We start from the raw sequence: 15989 nt of genomic DNA on the forward strand, positions 1-15989 counted from the left end.
CAGGGTCTTTTTCAGCTTTTTCTGTTGGCGATCTTCAATGACTTGAACGATTGGGTCGGAGAGAAACTGCAATCTGACCTCGCCGCTCTGCAAAATCGCTGATCAGCAGTCTCACCTCGATCTGCCATTCCCCCGCCAGGGCCAGAGGCACATTTTCCACCACAAATTGGCCAGGCCCATCCGGCGCTACAGTGCGGCGTAGAGGGGGGATCCCCTGTTCTGGCAGGGAAAACCCAAGGGTCAATTCCTGAGCCGGGACTCCCTTCACCTCAGCCCGAATTTGATTTTCCCCAGGACGACAGGGCAGAATCTTCAGGTGCAGGCTGCCTTCCGGCCAGTTCAAGCGCTCTTCACAACTGGTCTGCAAGCCCGACTCCAGTGGGGCTCCCATGCCGTGCCTTCCATTACTGGGAGGAGCCTGGGCCACCAGGAAGCTGGTCAAGGCCAGCACCAGAATCAGCCCCACCAACTCCAGGCGGACGATCCGGCGCAGCGACCGGCCCACCGTCTGCCCACCCTGTTGCAATGCCGGCACCAGCCGAAACTTGTTGTGGGCGCCCAGCCCCACCATCATCAGCACCAGCAGCAGCTTGGCCCAGAGATACTGCCCATACGGATGATCCCAGTCCCAGCCGCGGTGGATCCCACCCATTCCCACCCCTGCCAGGATCAGTCCGGGCACTGCCCAGGTGGCCACGTCAGAAAACCGTTGGATGATGCCTACAGATGGGTAGGGAGCAGATTCCTTGCCCAGCAGGCGCTCCAGCCCCCACAACCCTCCCAACCAGAAAGCTGAACCGGCCAGATGCAGCCCCAGCAGCGCCATTGTCCCCATCGGATGCTCACTGGTGAGAGCATGGCCAATGGGCAAAAAGGAGCCGAGCACCAACACCGACCCCATACCGCTGGCCCAGACGGCACCTCCCTCACAGGCCCAGATCAGGATCCCCAGCCCCACCAGCCGCAGCCCTGTACCCCAACCATAGGGAGAGAGCACCACACCCAGCAGCTCTCGCCCATTGAAGTGGGGGTAAAGCTGGGCCAAATGCAAACCGAAGGCCACCGCGGTCAAGCTGAGGGTGATCCAAGCTGTCGCAAAAGCCCAAGATAAGGGCTCCGCCCCGCTGACGCGATCAGAATCGGCGAAACTGCTCCGCTGCCCCCGCAACAGTCGCCACCAGCCCAGCACCCCCACCACAAAAAGGCTGCCCAAGTAGATCCCCCAGCGTACCCCCACCAGCGGCCAGTACAAGGGATCCCTTCCTTGAAGCTGGGTCGCCCTCACCGTCTGAACTCGCTCCGGATCCGCTCCCACCAGGAAAACAAACGAACCGCTTACCGGATGAGAATCGGCAGAAATGGCCCGCCAACTGACGATGTAAACTCCCTCGGGGATCCCCTGCGGCAAATCCCCCTGCGGTGCCTCACCCCTGGTCACCCGATTTTCCAAGGGCAGAGCTCGTCCGTTGCTGTCTAAAACCTGGAGCTGTGTGATCTGCACCGGCTCATTGAAAACAAGCCGCACCTGGGCCGGAGCTTCCTGCAACACTGCCCCATCCTCCGGGAAGGTGGATAGCAAGCTGGCATGGGCAAAAACGGGCTGGATCCCGGCCACCCACAGCAAGGCGCAGAGGATCCCAGACCAAATCCAAGCAAAACCCCTTTTGGGATGAAACATGCTCCTAAGCAGACCGCTTAGCGGGTACCGTGACCATGCCCATGTCCATGCCCGTGGCCGTGCCCATGTCCACTGTCTCCACCTGTCAGCTTCAGCAGCGGAGCCGGCTCCGGCAAACTGTTGGGATCCTCGCCAGGCTGAGCCACCTGAATCCAGCGGTACATGCCCTGCTCGCACTCCTGAATCACTGGGATGGGGATGACCTCACCGGGGCGATTCGGCAGCTTGAGGCTGATGCTGAACTCATCCATGAACTCATCGGGCAGCGAGCCGCCGCTCCAGATCACCTCGGCAACCGTTTCGGTAATCATCTTCCCATGCGACTCATAAGGGGTCTGCAGCGGCCTTTTCACCGTCTCGATTTTCCACAGGGGATGCACCATCGGCTTCACAGAGACGAATCCCTCTGGGATCTGCACCCGCAGGCGAACGGTCGGGGATCCATCACATCCATGGGGCACGCGAAAGGTGAGCTTAGCATAGCTGCCCGCCGGGGCTTCTTTGGGATGGACGGTGACATGAGCCCAAGCGGAAGAAAGAGGCAAAAAGCTCATGCCCAAAGCCAGCAGAGATTTCTTGGCCAGGGTCAAGTAACTTTGCAGACTGAACATTGCCAATGCTCCTTACAAAACTGTGCAGAAAATGCAGAGCCATTCGCCAAGACCTCTAAGGATGGCGATGGGATCCGTGGGATTCCGTTAGGCTCATGCTGTGCTGTCCCCAACTGGAGAGGCCCATCGATACCAGGCCGGCGCTGGCCAAGCCCATCGATACCAGCCCGAACGAGAGCGCTCCCATAGCCACCAGGCCAATGGAGAGGATGCCGTGAGTCACCACGCCGATGGCCACCACCCCATGGGCGGAAATGCCCACCGCCACCAAGCCATGTGCTCCCACGCCAACCGACAAGATTTTGCGGCGGGATCCCTGTCCTTCACATCCCTGCTCGTGAGGCAGCCGCTCCACTGGTCTCCCCTGGAGCAGGGCTGGATCTTGAGTCCTCTCTTTGGACACTAGCCTCTACTCCAGTTGTGCTCAGCGCGATCCAAAACGTAGGCCGCCACTGCCTCGATCTCCTCCGGCTTGAGGATCTTGGCAAAAGCCGGCATGGCTCCTTTGCCGTTTCTCACCTGGGCCTGGATCAGCTCAGGGGTATCCACGTGGTACTCATGAAGAGCCGCCAGAGAAAGGTTTTTCGCTGCCACCAAAGTGTTGCGCCCGTTCAAGTGACAACCCACACATTTGGCCTGAAAGACCTTGGCTCCCAAGGCCAAATCAGGCTCAGCAGAAGCCATTTGCGGGCCTAAAAAGAGGGCAAATACTGCCACCAAAAGCCCGATAAAAAGGTTGATCATTCGCATTTTCATCTCAGGGACTGACCGAAAACTAGCCTTTAAGGCCCGCCCATTATCCCAAGCCCGTTGGGCCAGGTCAAAAGACAGCCTGTCGAGCTTCCCCCGGCTACCATAAGGTCAGGATCCCCCGAAGCCATGAGCGGTCTGCCCCCCGATTTCATTCAGTTGGTGCGCCAAAAGGCCGACCTCGTGGAAGTGGTGGCCGAAAAAGTGGTGCTGCGCAAGCAGGGAAAGAATTTCGTTGGGCTCTGCCCTTTCCACAACGACCACAAACCCAGTTTTCAGGTCAGCCCCAGCAAGCAGATCTACAAGTGCTTCTCCTGCGGGGCAGGGGGAGATGTGCTGCGCTTTGTCATGCAGACCGAGCATCTCTCCTTTGCTGAGGCCGTGCGCCACTTGGCGCGGCGATACCACATCCCTCTGCCCACTCGCCACACCGAGACACAGCCCTTGGGATCCCTTGATGAGCGGGAGCTCTCCCACCGGGAAAAGCTGCTGGAGATTTTGGCCATGGCTGCCGATTTTTATCGGCATGCCCTCCGATCCCAGCTAGGATCCGCCGCCCGCCAGTACCTGCACAGCCGCCACCTGAGCGAAGAAACTTTGCAAAAATTTCAAATCGGCTTTGCTCCCCCCGGCTGGCAATCTCTCTACGAATACTTGGTCAACCACAAGCGCCAACCGGTCAAACTTTTAGAAGAGGCTGGATTGCTGGTTCCCCGCCAGCAGGGATCCGGCCACTACGACCGCTTTCGCAACCGGATCATGCTGCCCATTTTCGATGTGCAGGGGCGGGTGATCGGGTTTGCCGGCAGAGCCTTGGGGGAGTCAGGACAGCCCAAGTACCTCAACTCTCCAGAAACAGAGCTCTTCAACAAAAGCCAGGTGGTCTATGGCCTCAACTTTGCCCGCGATGCCATTGCCAAGGCCGATCAAGTCTTGGTGGTGGAAGGCTATTTCGATGTCATCGCCCTGCATCAGGCGGGGGTTGCCTATGCCGTAGCCGCTATGGGCACCGCTTTGACGCCCCACCAGGTGAAGATCCTGCTGCGCTACACCCAATCGAAGCGACTGATTCTCAATTTTGATGCGGATCGGGCCGGTTTGAACGCCGCCAACCGAGCCATTGAAGCCGTTGAAGAACAAGCGCGGCGCGGAGAAATTGAGCTGCGCATTCTCACCCTTCCTGAGGGCAAAGATGCCGACGAGTTTTTGCGGGAGTACAAGAGCTCGGCCCCGCCGACGCGAGCGGTTTCTGAACTGCAAACCCTGATCGAGCAAGCTCCCCTGTGGCTGGATTGGCGAATTGAACAGGTGTTGGCCGGTCGGGATCTGAGCCGGGCCACCGATTTTCAGCAGGCCCGTCAAGCCCTTGTGCAACTGCTGGCCGGTTTGGGTGGACAATGGCGCTCTTTGTATTTGCACAAAGTGGCAGAATTGCTCAGCCGCGGCAACGGTCGCCTCAGTCGAGATTTGGAAGAAGACCTGCGCCGAGCCGTGCGGCAGTACCGCTGGGCCAAACCCCGGCAACCTTCCCTCAATAAGGGAGCCAAACTCTTGCAATCTGAGTCCCATCTTTTGCAGATCTTTCTGCATTTTGGCGAGTATCGCCGCGAAATTCGGCAAACTTTGCTGGAGCGGGAGCTGCAATTTAGCTTTCGCCCCCACCGCGAGTTGTGGCAGCGGATCTTGGAGCTGATCTCGGCTCAGCCGGAGCTGGAAGAGCAAGAAGAGACGTTGCTGACGGCTTTGCGCACCCTCTGTGCCCAAGATGAGCAGCTCAACGAGCGCCTCAGCCATCTGCTTTGGCTGGACGAAAACACCCGCGTAGCTCTGATGCGTCCGCAGATGGTGGTGCGGGCCGCCATTGCCAACATGGAGCTGGAAATTCGCCAGAAACGCTACCGCTATTGGACCCAACTGTGGGATCAAGCCTTTTCCGAGGGCAACACCGCCCTGGCTGCCCAGTACCAGGCCAGCATCCAGCAGGAATACCAGGCGATTCAGGCGCTGCAGCGGCAGGTGCAACTGAGCTTGGAAGACCTGTCGGAAACTGCACTGGCCGAAGATCTATAGTCATTTCGATTTAAACCTAAACCCATAACCCAATACGGGGCCAGAAGGCTTCCCTCAATAGCCCAGGCGTCTCACCCTAAACTGAACAGCACTCTAAACTGAACGACTGTAGTGGCTGATGGACGGCCTGTTGGTGCTCAAAAGGGCTTCGCTCCCCTAGCGCGAGATCAGCTCCGCTTGCAACCGCTCCCGGGCCACCTGCAAAGCCTCTGCCAATTTCTCCGGCTGTTTGCCCCCAGCTTGGGCCAAGTTGGGCCGTCCGCCGCCGCCCCCTCCGGTGAGTTTGGCAATCTCGCCGATGAAGGATCCCGCCTTCAGGCCAAGTTGCTGCACAGCAGGGCTAAAGGCAGCCACCAGGCTGACCTTGCCGGCTTCCGGCACCGATCCCAGCACCACTGCCCCTTCCCCCAGCTTGTGGAGCAGATGCTCGGCAGCGGTTTTGAGGGCCTCAGGGGTGGTGGATCCCAGCTCGGCCACCAGCACCTTGAGATCTCCGACGGCAACCGCCTGGGCCAGCAGACCTTCGGCCTGTAGCAAGGCCAACTGGCTGCGCACCTCTTCCAGTTCCTTCTGGGCAGCTTTCAGCTCCGCCTGTAGGGCGGCAACCCGCTCCGGCAGTTCCTGGGGCTTGGCTTTAAATTGAGCGCTCAGCTCCCGCACCACCCTGTCCCGTTCGTTCAGGTATTCCAGCACAGCCGGCCCGGCCACGGCCTCGATGCGGCGGATCCCAGCAGCCACTCCCGTCTCGGCGATGATCTTGAACAGGCCGATCTCGGCGGTGTTGTTGACATGGGTGCCGCCACACAGCTCCATCGACACCCCCGGAAAGTCGATCACCCGCACCTCGGCGCCGTATTTTTCCCCGAACATGGCCACGGCACCTCTGGCTTTGGCTTCGGCCAGGGGCATGATCGCCACTTGAGCAGCATGGGCCTCGGCAATCCAGGTGTTCACCAAGTTCTCGATCTGTTCCAGCTCCTCAGGGGTGACTGGCCGGGATAGGGTGAAATCAAAGCGCAGCCGGTCAAAAGCCACCAGGGATCCCGCCTGACCAATCGAGGGATCGACAATTCTTTTCAGGGCCGCCTGCAGCAGGTGGGTGGCGGTGTGGTGGGCTTGGGCGCGCCGCCGACAGGCCAGGTCGATTTGGGCTTGGACGGGATCCCCCACCCGCAGGATCCCGCGTTCCACACGGCCAAAGTGAACGAACAGATCCCCTTGCTTTTGCACATCTTCAATCCGCACCAGCAGGCCGTCCCCAGAAAGGTAGCCCCGGTCGCCAATTTGCCCGCCGGACTCGGCGTAGAAGGGCGTGCGATCCAAAACGACCTGCACTGCCTGCCCTGCCTCCACTTGGGGCACCGATTTTCCCCCGACCAGCAGGGCCTCGACCACGCCGCGGGCAGAAGATTGGCTGTACCCCAAAAACTCCGTTTGGCTGAGGAAATCCGCCAGCTCGTCCAGGGATCCCTGGGCTGTGAGGTCGATGGTTTGGTGGGCGGCGCGGGCCCGCTGCCGCTGTTTCTCCATTTCTTGTTCAAAGCCCTCCAGATCCACACTGAAGCCGTGTTCCTGGGCGATTTCTTGGGTCAGCTCCAGCGGAAAACCGTAGGTATCGAAGAGCTTGAAGGCGTCGGCGCCGGAGATCTGCTTTGGCGAGCCGCTGTCGCGACGGGAAGATTCGACGGCAGTAAACAAATCCAGCAGCAGCCGTTCCCCCCGCTCCAGGGTTTTGAGAAATTGCTCCTCCTCCCGTTGCAGCTCGGTCTTGATCAGGGTTTCTCGCTCCCGCACCTGAGGATAGGCAGCCTCGGCCAACTGAATCGCGGTCTCGATCACCGGGATGGTGAAGGGCTCGCCGATCCCCAGCAATCGCCCGTGGCGCACCATTCGCCGGATCAGCCGCCGCAGCACATAGCCCCGATCCACATTGGAAGGAAGCACCCCATCGGCAATCAAATGCATCACTGCCCGCGCGTGATCCCCGATCACCTTCAGGGAGATTTGCTGCTCCGGGTCGGCCTTGGAGTAGTTCAGCCCGGCGATCCCAGCCGCCGTTTGAATGATGGGAAAGATCAAGTCTGTCTCGTAGTTGTTGGGCACCCCCTGCAACACCTGGGCCAACCGCTCCAACCCCAGGCCGGTGTCGATGTTTTGCTTGGCCAGCGGCATCAGGTGACCTTCGCTATCCCGGTTCAGCTCCATGAACACCAGGTTGTAGATCTCCAGAAAGCGGGAGTCATCCTCCAAGTCGATCCGCTCATCCCCCAGCTCCGGCTTGAAGTCGTAGTAAATCTCAGAACAAGGGCCACAGGGGCCGGTGGGGCCGGCAGCCCAGAAATTATCCGCCTCTCCCATGCGCTGGATGCGGTGGGCCGGGATCCCTATCTCATCTCGCCAGAGGGCAAAAGCCTCCTCATCTTCGCGAAAGACGCTCACCACCAGCCGTTCCGGGGGCAGGCCGAACACCTCCGTCACCAGCTCCCAGGCCCAGGCAATGGCCTCTTTTTTGAAGTAGTCGCCAAAGCTGAAGTTGCCCAGCATCTCGAAGAAGGTGTGGTGGCGCGCCGTTCGGCCCACGTTCTCGATGTCGTTGGTGCGCACACATTTCTGGGCCGTTGTAACCCGTGGGTACTCCGGATCCCGTTGCCCCAGGAAAATGGGCTTAAAGGGCAACATGCCGGCAATGGTCAGCAGCACCGTCGGATCTTCCGGCACCAAGGAGGCGCTGGGCAACACCTGGTGGCCCCGCTGAGCGTAGAAGTCCAGAAAAGTTTGCCGAATGGCGGCACCGGAAAGCGCTGGAAACATGACAGGCGAAGATGGCTGTATTCATCAATTCTAAGTTTTCCCTCTGCAGGGCAGTCCAGCCCTTGTTGTTCTCCTCTGTTCCACCAAACCCCATCCGCCGAAAACCTAAGCGATTTGTCCGATTAACCTCAGGGCGGGCAGACGCTAAGATCAGCCTATCTGAGGCAGTTGTGCAAGATTTGTTTCTTCTTGGTCTAACCTGTATGTATCTCTCACAACTTGCCTGCCGACTTCTTGGCTCCGTCTCGGTTGTCCGGATCGCCAGCCGGTAACCCCAAACTGGTATGCCCACTTGCTACTGCCTTAACCCTGCCTGTTTGCACCCGGAAAACCCGGCGGATGCCTCTACCTGTGCCTCTTGTGGCCATCCCCTGCTGCTGCGCAATCGCTACCGGGCCTTCAAGCGCATCGGCCAGGGGGGATTTGGCTCTACCTTTTTGGCGCGGGATGAGGACATGCCCTCCAAACCTTGGCGGGTGATCAAGCAGTTGCGCCCGGTCGAGGGATCCCCGCAACTGGCCAAGCTGGCGGAGGAGCTCTTCAATCGCGAGGCCCAAGTGTTGGAGCGCCTGGGCGAGCATTCGCAGATCCCCAAGCTCTACGCCCACTTTCAGGAAGGCGGCAAGTTCTACTTGGTGCAGGAATTTATCCAGGGCACCACCCTCTCGCAAGAAATGCGTCGCAATGGGCCCTTTTCCGAAGAACAAACCCGGCAGGTGATGCAGGAGGTGCTGCTGATCCTCAGCTATGTCCACAGCCAAAACACGGTTCACCGAGACATTAAACCTGCCAACCTGATTCGTCGCAAAGAAGATGGTCGATTGGTGCTGATCGACTTTGGGGCCGTCAAGCAGCTCGGCCCGGGCCAGGATTCGGCAGAAGAGGCGACGGCCATTCGCTCGCTGGGCTTTTCTCCCCCAGAGCAAGTAGCCGGCCAGGCGGTCGGTCCCTCTAGCGATCTCTATGCCTTGGCTGCCACCTGCATCAACTTGATGACGTTGGAATCTCCGGCCAAGTTTTATAACCATGAAACGGGGCAGTGGGATTGGTCGGATTGCCTGCAGCTCAGCCCGGAATTCGACGCCATTCTGCACCGCATGTTGCAGCCGGCCATCAATCAGCGCTTTGCCACCGCCACCGAGGTCTTGCGGGCGTTGCAAGGGATCCCGGTGGAAGAGGCAGGCGGCCCGATCTCTCAGCCGATTGTGTTGCCCAGCTCTCCCCTGTCTGCCAATCCCAGCACATCGGTGATCTCCGGCTACTGGGCCAAGCGCCGCTCAGGCGGTTTCTCGCCCACACCCCTACCTCAGTTCACTGCAGGGGGAATGACAGCCAGCAGCCCGCTATCCATCCCCTCTGAGTGGGGGAGCACCACCGGTTTTACCCAACTGGGCCGAGCCAGCAGCATCACAGGCAGCGGACGGATCAAGCCGGCTACCCCACCGCGGATCCCTTCCATGGCGGGGGCCGATCTACGGGGCAAGTCCTTTGCCAACCAAAACTTGGCCGGCTATGATTTGCGCCAGGCCGATCTGCGGGGGGCCGATTTCTCAGGGGCCAACTTGCAGGGGGCGGATCTGCGCGGCATCCTCTTCAACACCCCTCAACCCTACTGGCTGCGGGTTTTGATCCAACTGTCTGGATCGGCCAAGACGTTGGGAGGGATCCTGACAGGCTTGGGGGGGCTGCTGGGCTCAGGGATCCTGGCCTTTTTGCTTGTCCGCCTGACCACGGGCAATTTGGTTTATGCGTTAGGAGCGGCCGGGATCGCCTTGGTGGTGGCCAGCTCGGTGATCTGGTCGATGGGCGGTGGGGTTCGTTTGGCTCGATACCCAGAAGAAAAGAGCAAGCGCTTTACCAACTTTTGCAAAGCGGATCTACGGGGGGCGCGGATGGACGAGAAGCTACGGAAGTTTGCCCGTCGGCAGGGAGCCATTTTAAGCTGACGCAGGGCGGATTGCGGATCTGGCGGATCTGGAATTTTGCGTTGCGATCTTTAACTTTATAGATCTTTAATAGTTCTATAGTTGTTTCAGGTTAGGATGAGACGTCTGGGCTACTGCTCGCGCCAGCGGGACGGAGTCCTATCGCGCCGGCGGGACGGAGTCCTTAGAAAAGCCTTCTGGCCCTCCGCATTCAACGCTTTGTCCTAGTTTGAATCGAAATGACCACAAAACCATAAAAGAGAAAAGTTCAAGAGCTCAAGCCATTGAAGGGGGTGGAGAGGCCCATCTGCGAAGCGATTGATTGACCTGTTCCATCAAAGCTCGGCAGGCTACGGTTTTGCCCTGTTGCCGATCCCCAGCTTGGTCGTAAAAGACAATACCATCGGCACGAGAAAGGCCCAACGCCAAGAACAACAGCTCCAAGACCCCAAAAGAAGCGGTCTCCAGCTCCGGCGCTCGATCCTTAAGCTCTGCCAGCGTGGTGTGGGCATCTTCCAGGTGGCCGAAGGCCGGGATCCACAGATGGGTCGTCGGCTGGGATCCCTCTGAGGATGAGTCGCCAGCAGCAGGATCCTCGACCACCCGCACCGTCAGCCAGCCGCCATCGGGGTAGCGCAAGGTGGTGTATTGCAGGTGATCCAGGTGTTGAGCCACCTGGGTGAGCACATCCGCCACCTGTTGCATTGCCGCCGTCGGGATCCCGTTTTGGGGAGCAGTATCCACAAGGGTTGCGGCCTGTGCTGCCAAACTAACCACCATGATTGACAACAATCCTCATTCACATCCAGAATAGATATTCGCAGCGATTGGGGCTGTAGTTCAATTGGTTAGAGCACCGCCCTGTCACGGCGGAAGTTGCGGGTTCGAGCCCCGTCAGCCCCGTACTCCTAAAACACTCTAGCTTAGTCGCTCCCCTGCAGCCTCATATCTCCAGACTGATCTGATTTCTGATGGAGACTGCTGCGCAACGCGGTCGGCCTGGGGTTTAAGCTTCGGCGGTGGGGCCACTCTAAAATGGGGCTTAGTCCAGGGGAAAAACCATGCAGTATCGCAGATTTGGGCGTACCGAGCTGCCTATGCCCGTGCTGAGCTGTGGTGGCATGCGCTATCAACACAGCTGGCAAGATACTCCTTGGTCAGGGATCCCAGCGGCAAGCCAGCAGAACCTGGAGGCGACGATTCGCCGGGCCTTGGAGGTGGGCATCAACCACATCGAAACTGCCCGCGGCTATGGCACTTCTGAAATGCAGTTGGGCCGCATTTTGCCGCTCTTTCCCCGGCAAGATCTGATTGTGCAGACGAAAATTGGCCCCAGCGCCGACCCGCAGCAGTTCCTGGCCAAGTTCGAGCAATCGATGAGCTACTTGAACCTCGATTATGTGGATCTGCTGGCCATCCACGGGTTGAACACCTGGGAAGACTTGGAACACAGCCTGCGTCCAGGGGGGTGTCTGGAGGTGTGTCAGCGCCTGGTACGGCAGGGGCGGGTGCGTTTTGTCGGCTTCTCCACCCATGGGCCGACGGAGTTGATCGTGGAAGCCATACGGTCAGGGGGCTTCGATTACGTCAACCTGCACTGGTATTTTGTCAACCAGACCAACTGGCCTGCCATTGAGGCCGCCGCTCAGCAGGATATGGGGGTATTCATCATCAGTCCCTCGGATAAGGGGGGCAAGCTTTACGATCCGCCCGCCAAGCTGGTGCAGTTGTGCCAACCCCTCAGCCCGATGGTCTTCAACGACCTGTTCTGTCTGTCCCATCCCCAGGTTCACACCCTCAGCATTGGGGCGGCCCGACCCAGCGATTTTGATGAGCACCTGCAGGCGGTGGAGTTATTGGATCGGGCTGATGAGCTGTTGCCGCCGATCCTGGCCCGCCTAGAGCAAGCTTTGATCGAGCAGGTGGGGGAACACTACGCCAAAACTTGGCACCAGGGCCTGCCTCGCTACGACCAAACCCCCGGACAAGTGAATATCCCGTTCATTCTGCTGCTGCGCAATTTGGTCTTGGCCTATGACTTGGTGGACTATGCCAAGAGCCGTTACAACCTGTTGGGCAATGCCGGCAGTTGGCTCCCCGGCCAGCGGGCAGACAAAGTGGATGCCGAAGCCCTGCGACCTTATCTTATCCACAGCCCCCACCGCGACCGGATCCCGGCTTTGTTGCAAGAAGCCCATCGCCTGCTCTCTGGAGCTGAGGTGAAGCGCCTATCTCAGAGCTAGCTTGCTCAGGGATCCCCCCGTTTGACGGTCGAGATCCGGTGGAGAAGATGATATGGCAAGGTTTACTCTTTAACCGCAGGAAAAAAAGAGTTGTCAGCTCCCGCCAGCGGCTCCTTATCTCATTTGGGTAGCTCGTGTTAGAGTCTGAGCACTTTCGGCTATCTGAGCATGCGTTGAGACGGCTGCAGCAGCGACAAGAGATCGCAAGCCAGTGGATCGAGAGAGTTCTGAGCTGCCCTGACTACGTACAAGTGGATCCCAAAGATCCTCAGCTCAAGCAAGCCTATGGTCGAATTCCGGAGTACGGCAATCGCCTCCTGAAGATTGTTTACGATGAATCAACGGATCCTTGGACAGTGGTGACTATCTTTTTTGATCGAACAATGGGGAAAAAGCTGCCATGAGACCTTTCATCGAGTTTGATCCTGATGTGGATGCTGGATATATTCGTTTGACAACAGCTCAAGTCCAAAGCTCAGAGGAGATTGCCCCTGGGGTTGTTTTGGATTTCGACAAGGAAAATCAACTGGTTGGAGTTGAGGTTCTCTCTGTTCATCGACAAATGGATAGCGACATTAAAATGCTTCCGCAAGAGATTCAAGACTACATCGTTTTATTGAGAAACTCCGTGTTGCAAGAACAGTTACTGAGTTAGATGAGAGTCTGGCAACACTAGCCCCACCGCATCTGTAGACGCAAGAGGAGTACCATTGCGATGGCCAGCCTTTTACTGTGGCCTGTTTGGCATGGTTGTAGGTGATTGAGATAACAGTCGCCGACCTTTCGGATTGCCAACGGATGTGCCGTCACTTTTATCGGATAGGCCGCACTCTCTTGGATCTGGACGCTGCCAAAACCGTTCGGGATCAACCCACCTGGTTTGAGGCTCCATCTTAAGGTCAGGGGCAGGAACCTGTTTGCCAGCAGCCTCAATCCCCTTGGACAGAGTGCTCTCAGCCACCCAACCCCATCGCTTCAATTTGATGAATGTAGTCGGGGGGAAGCCCATGCTCTCGTGCCCCCTTCAAGATTCCTTGAAGATATCCCTCGCTTGGGATCAATGAATCATCAATGAATGAATCTCCCGCCACGTAAGTCATTGCTTCGATCACTTCACCCTCATCGCTTCGAACCTGAACCTGCTGGCGACGGTAATGACCTCCCGGAATTCCTTCATACCGATCCATCCTCTCCAGCCTATCCGAGCTGCACAGATAGGCAACTCCCCACACAACCCCAGAGGGATCCCGGACAATGTTGGCCTTGCCGGTTCCATCGTTGCCGCGCTTGTTGAACGTCAGGCGGTATCCCTGCAAACGAGCACGCCTAGCTTCCTTGAAATCAACAGCACGGTGTCCCATCTGCTGGGCATCTAGGTTACTTCCGTATGCAAAATACCACTGCTCACTCATCTCTAGTTCCCTTGGTGTCGGGTGAACCCGCCTACCCAGAGTTACACTGAGATATTGAGCACATTAGCATCACGGGATCCCGCCCTTCCATGAGCTACTTGGTTATCGACACCGAGGGCAACCCCAACCTCAAAGAAATCGCCCTTATCGACAGCAGCGGCCAGCTCATCTACCACGCCTACACCCAAGAATACTCGCCCCACCACCCCCAGCCCAAACCTTTGGCCCAAATCGTTGCTGACCTGCGGCGCTTGGCACAAGGCAAGACTCTTGTTTTCCACCATGCAGATCACGACCTAAAAATCCTTAAACAAGCCTTTGACCAAGTTAACCAAGATTGGCTTCCTAACCCCGTTTTTTGCACTTGGCTAGCTGCCAAGGAATGTTTCCCCAACCTCCCCAGCTACAGTCTAGAGTATCTTAGCAAACATCTTAGTATCCAACTGGAGAGCGGCTATTTCAACTCCAAACTGGCCCACGACGCCAGCTACGATGCCCTCTTTACCTACCACCTCTATCGCCACCTCACCCACGCTCAGCTCAAAGCCCAGAATGTTCCCAATCCTTTCGCCAACAGCAGAGTTGACAATCCCTTTCAGCATTATCCCGACGAGACCACCATCTATCAGCCTCAGTACCAGCAGCTCACTGCCACCCTACAGGACATCCAACGGGATCCCAACCACCAGAGCCGAGGGGTTGTCTTACTGGGAGAACCTGGATCCGGCAAGACCCACCTGATCATGCGGGTGGCCCAAAACCTCCTGCGCCACAACCGTCTCCTGTTTATCCCTCAGCCCACCCATCCCGACAACATCTACCACCACATCTACAGCCACACCCTGGAATCCCTGCGCGAACGGGTAGATGCCCATCACCACACCCAGCTCGACTACTTGATTGCCAAGAGCTTTGTGGAAATCTTGAAAACTTCCCACCAAACTTCAAAAAATGAGGAGCTTCTCTCTATTCTCACTGCGGATCCCCTTAATCTCTTTCATCGCCTAGGAGCAGAAGGCAGCGAGCGTCGTCGTCAGCAATGGCAAGCCATTGAAAAACTGGTTCTGCGCTGGTGGGCAGAGCAAAACTTCCTTACCGGTTCCACCGAAAACATTCTCAAGGGCATCATCAAATACTGCAGCTACAGGGATCCCAACCGCCGTCACCAGATCATCCGCTGGCTCAGCGGTACCGACCTGGATCCTGAAGAAACCAACTTGATTGGGTTGCCCCCTTGGAGTGCAGATCTGGATCGCAACACCTTTGCCCTAGAAGGGATAAAAGTCATCGGCAGGCTCTCGCTGCTTGACCGACCTCTCATTATTGTCTTTGACCAATTGGAAGCTTTGGGCCGAGAGGAAAATCGAGATATCCTTCTCAACTTTGGCGATGCCCTGAAAGAGCTTTTTACCCGTATTCCCAACAGTCTGTTTGTCCTTAATTTGTTTCCTGATCGTTGGCAACATTTCCAAACCCAATTTGACCGGGCTACCGTCGATCGCCTCTCCCAAACCGTCCTCTCCCTAGATCTCCCCTCTCTTCCCCAGCTTCAAGCCCTTCTCCAGAGCCGCCTGCCTTCAGGGATCCACCTCCAAGCTCTCTTTACCGCCGATGACCTAAGCGATATCCTCAGCCAACCCTCCATCCGCGCCATTCTCAACCGAGCCTCAGCCTACTACCGCCACTACATCAACGGGATCCCTCTCCCCCCACGGGTACAAGCTCTGCCCACTGCCAGCGACCTGCCCGCCCGCGTCCAGCGCCTCGAGACTGAGCTGCAAACCCTCAAACAACTGCTCATCCCCCTTCTTCCTGCCCAGAGTCTCCTTGCTGTAGCTCCGCCTCTCCAGCCACCCAGCCTCTCTGAGGATCCTGCCGAAGTCTTGGAACCCTACCTCCGTGATACCGAGGCCCAGCTTCGTGCCAGCTACCCCCAAGAGGCGATCATCGACAGCACAGCCGATATCGGCAAATTGCGCACCATCGGCAATGCCCTACAAGGGATCCATCCTGTCCCCATGAGCACCCTGAAGCTGGGCAAACGCAAACTTCCAGATCACCTCTATTTCTCCGCCCAGAAGCGGGTGATCGCCTTTATCCAAGTGGGTCCCAGCAGCATGTATGGACAGCTCAATAACTTCAACCAATTGGTGATTGCTCACCCTGAGCTTCAGTTTCTTTTGCTACGGGATGCCCGCCTTAAGCCTCCTTCCAAAACGGCTACCGCCACCCAAGCGGCCTTGGCCGCCCTCAACAACAGCCCCAATGGCAAGTATGCTCTGCTCACCCAAGACGACCGCATCCATCTGGAGCTTATGCACAGGATGATCACCGACATCCAAAACCGCGACCTGGAAATCGACCTGACCCAAGCCGTTCGGTATTATCTTGACCACAGGGATCCCCCCCTTATTGCCTGGATCCTGGGCCGTGATTAAGCGCTCCAGATCCGTCGAAACCCCATGTTGTTCAAGGTCGGCTCCGCATCG

General features: G+C 57.9%; 13 protein-coding genes and 1 tRNA gene. 7 read left to right on the forward strand and 7 right to left on the reverse strand.

Annotated elements, in window-relative coordinates:
- Positions 1 to 34 precede the first annotated feature (34 nt).
- From NW839_RS09225 to NW839_RS09240, 4 genes are read right to left on the reverse strand one after another with little or no spacing between them, the layout of a single operon-like run.
- Positions 35 to 1678 (reverse strand): copper resistance CopC/CopD family protein, encoded by a 1644-nt coding sequence (locus NW839_RS09225; protein ID WP_414351893.1) that lies wholly within the window; start codon positions 1676 to 1678, stop codon positions 35 to 37.
- Between the two features lie 17 nt (positions 1679 to 1695).
- The gene (locus NW839_RS09230) at positions 1696 to 2289 is read right to left on the reverse strand and encodes a YcnI family protein (protein ID WP_414351892.1); all 594 of its coding nucleotides are present in this window, start codon (positions 2287 to 2289) and stop codon (positions 1696 to 1698) included.
- A gap of 55 nt (positions 2290 to 2344) precedes the next feature.
- Positions 2345 to 2644, reverse strand: coding sequence for a hypothetical protein (locus NW839_RS09235; RefSeq protein ID WP_414351890.1), 300 nt, complete (start codon positions 2642 to 2644; stop codon positions 2345 to 2347).
- Between the two features lie 47 nt (positions 2645 to 2691).
- A complete protein-coding gene (locus NW839_RS09240) occupies positions 2692 to 3033 on the reverse strand; it encodes a c-type cytochrome (protein WP_011433133.1) in 342 nt (113 codons plus the stop codon).
- Positions 3034 to 3168: 135 nt separating this feature from the next.
- On the opposite strand from NW839_RS09240, the gene dnaG reads away from it, so the two are divergent.
- Positions 3169 to 5109 carry a DNA primase gene (gene dnaG / locus NW839_RS09245; protein ID WP_414351889.1) on the forward strand — a complete coding sequence of 647 codons (1941 nt, stop codon included), beginning with the start codon at positions 3169 to 3171 and terminating at the stop codon, positions 5107 to 5109.
- A gap of 156 nt (positions 5110 to 5265) precedes the next feature.
- Here dnaG and alaS read toward each other — a convergent pair whose 3' ends face one another.
- Positions 5266 to 7920 carry an alanine--tRNA ligase gene (gene alaS / locus NW839_RS09250; RefSeq protein WP_414351887.1) on the reverse strand — a complete coding sequence of 885 codons (2655 nt, stop codon included), beginning with the start codon at positions 7918 to 7920 and terminating at the stop codon, positions 5266 to 5268.
- A gap of 284 nt (positions 7921 to 8204) precedes the next feature.
- Here alaS and NW839_RS09255 point away from each other — a divergent pair, with 284 nt between their 5' ends.
- A complete protein-coding gene (locus tag NW839_RS09255) occupies positions 8205 to 9866 on the forward strand; it encodes a protein kinase domain-containing protein (RefSeq protein ID WP_414351885.1) in 1662 nt (553 codons plus the stop codon).
- A gap of 255 nt (positions 9867 to 10121) precedes the next feature.
- On the opposite strand, the gene NW839_RS09260 is transcribed toward NW839_RS09255, so the two are convergent.
- Positions 10122 to 10625: a hypothetical protein gene (locus tag NW839_RS09260; RefSeq protein ID WP_414342275.1), complete on the reverse strand. Its 504-nt coding sequence runs from the start codon at positions 10623 to 10625 to the stop codon at positions 10122 to 10124.
- 49 nt (positions 10626 to 10674) lie between these two features.
- Here NW839_RS09260 and NW839_RS09265 point away from each other — a divergent pair.
- The 4 genes from NW839_RS09265 to NW839_RS09280 all read left to right on the forward strand — a co-directional run bounded on the left by NW839_RS09265 (position 10675) and on the right by NW839_RS09280 (position 12743).
- Positions 10675 to 10748: transfer RNA gene (locus tag NW839_RS09265), tRNA-Asp, on the forward strand.
- A 158-nt stretch (positions 10749 to 10906) separates the two neighbouring features.
- Complete coding sequence (locus NW839_RS09270) at positions 10907 to 12088, forward strand: aldo/keto reductase (RefSeq protein ID WP_414351883.1); 1182 nt, start codon at positions 10907 to 10909, stop codon at positions 12086 to 12088.
- A 134-nt stretch (positions 12089 to 12222) separates the two neighbouring features.
- Entirely contained in the window at positions 12223 to 12492 is a 270-nt protein-coding gene (locus NW839_RS09275) for a DUF4258 domain-containing protein (RefSeq protein ID WP_011433139.1), read from the forward strand.
- Entirely contained in the window at positions 12489 to 12743 is a 255-nt protein-coding gene (locus tag NW839_RS09280; protein ID WP_011433140.1) for a DUF2283 domain-containing protein, read from the forward strand. The genes NW839_RS09275 and NW839_RS09280 overlap by 4 nt, the downstream gene beginning before the upstream one ends.
- 298 nt (positions 12744 to 13041) lie before the next feature.
- Here the strand turns inward: NW839_RS09280 and NW839_RS09285 are convergent, their stop codons facing one another.
- Complete coding sequence (locus NW839_RS09285; protein ID WP_414342279.1) at positions 13042 to 13500, reverse strand: gamma-glutamylcyclotransferase family protein; 459 nt, start codon at positions 13498 to 13500, stop codon at positions 13042 to 13044.
- Between the two features lie 89 nt (positions 13501 to 13589).
- Here NW839_RS09285 and NW839_RS09290 point away from each other — a divergent pair, with 89 nt between their 5' ends.
- Positions 13590 to 15938, forward strand: coding sequence for an AAA family ATPase (locus tag NW839_RS09290; protein WP_414351881.1), 2349 nt, complete (start codon positions 13590 to 13592; stop codon positions 15936 to 15938).
- Positions 15939 to 15989: the final 51 nt, after the last annotated feature.

Origin of the sequence: Synechococcus sp. R5-15 (assembly GCF_047462035.1) — a bacterium.
Lineage (GTDB): Bacteria > Cyanobacteriota > Cyanobacteriia > Thermostichales > Thermostichaceae > Thermostichus.